Genomic DNA, 1,182 nt, shown 5'->3' with positions numbered 1-1,182 from the left:
TGGGCGGCGACAATTAGCTTGGCCGGCGCATTGACTCAGGTTTTTTGTTACCGAGCTAGGCTCGTTGCCTCAAGTATTTTGCTACCTGTCAGACGGCTGGCGGGGGCGACTTATGACGAGGCGGCTCAGCATGACAACGAGACGGGAGTTGACTGAGGCAGTTGGAGAGCGGTACCGCCGCTCCGACCGGAACGACAAGCGCCAGATCCTGGACGAGTTCGTTCAATTGACGGGCTATCATCGTAAGCACGCAATCCGGGTGCTATGCCGAGAGCCGCAGCCGCCGAAGGCGAAGCCGGGCCCGCAGCGCCGCTATGACGATGACGTTCGTGCCGCGCTGATTACGCTATGGGAGGCTGCTGACCGGATTTGCGGCAAACGCCTGAAGGCGCTCATCCCGACGCTGATCGACTCGATGACACGGCATGGTCATCTGTCGCTGCCGAAGGACCTGCGTCAGCGGCTCAAGCAGATCAGCGCCGCGACCATTGATCGGCTGCTGCGGGATGTGCGCGAGCAAGCCTTCAGCGGCCAGCGCCGGCGGGCTGGCGGAATCGGCAATGCGATTCGCCGCGCGGTGCCGGTCAGGACCTTCACTGACTGGAACGACCCGCTACCCGGTTATCTCGAGGTGGATTTCGTTGAGCATTGCGGTGGGACCAAGATCGACGGCGACTTTGTACACAGCTTCGTGATGACGGATATCGCAACGGGTTGGACCGAGTGCCTCGCTATGCCGGTTCGCAGCGGCGCGTTCGTTCTTGAGCACGTCGAGCAGGTGAGCGCTGCCTTACCGTTTCCGTTGCGTGGTCTGGACTGCGATAACGATAGCGCCTTCATGAACGCGGCTGTCTTCGACTTCTGCAAGGCAACGGGTATCGAGCTGACGCGCTCGCGTGCCTATAAGAAGAATGATCAAGCGTGGGTTGAGCAAAAGAATGGCGCCATCGTCCGCCGCCTTGTGGGCTACGGCAGGCTGCGAGGTCTTGAAGCCACAGAAACGCTTGCTTCTCTCTATCAAGTGTCACGGCTGTACATCAACTTCTTCCAGCCATCATTCAAACTGAAATCGAAGACTCGTCACGGCGCCAAGGTGACGAAGCGCTATGAAGCTCCGTTGACGCCGCTTGAGCGCGTCTTGCGATCCCCATCTATTCCCGAGGCGACCAAACGTAGTCTTCG

At 59.7% G+C, this 1,182-nt stretch carries 1 protein-coding gene; it reads left to right on the top strand.

The genetic code is table 11. The features are described 5' to 3' along the window. Positions 1 to 148: 148 nt before the first annotated feature. The coding region (locus NCT32_RS36905) for a transposase family protein (protein ID WP_284508645.1) at positions 149 to 1,182 on the top strand (1,034 nt) is incomplete at its 3' end.

Origin of the sequence: Caballeronia sp. INML2, assembly GCF_023631365.1 — a bacterium.
GTDB classification, from domain to species: Bacteria; Pseudomonadota; Gammaproteobacteria; order Burkholderiales; family Burkholderiaceae; genus Caballeronia; species Caballeronia turbans.
The sequence above is the reverse complement of the archived record's forward strand: the minus strand, read 5'-3'. Positions and strand labels throughout refer to the sequence as shown.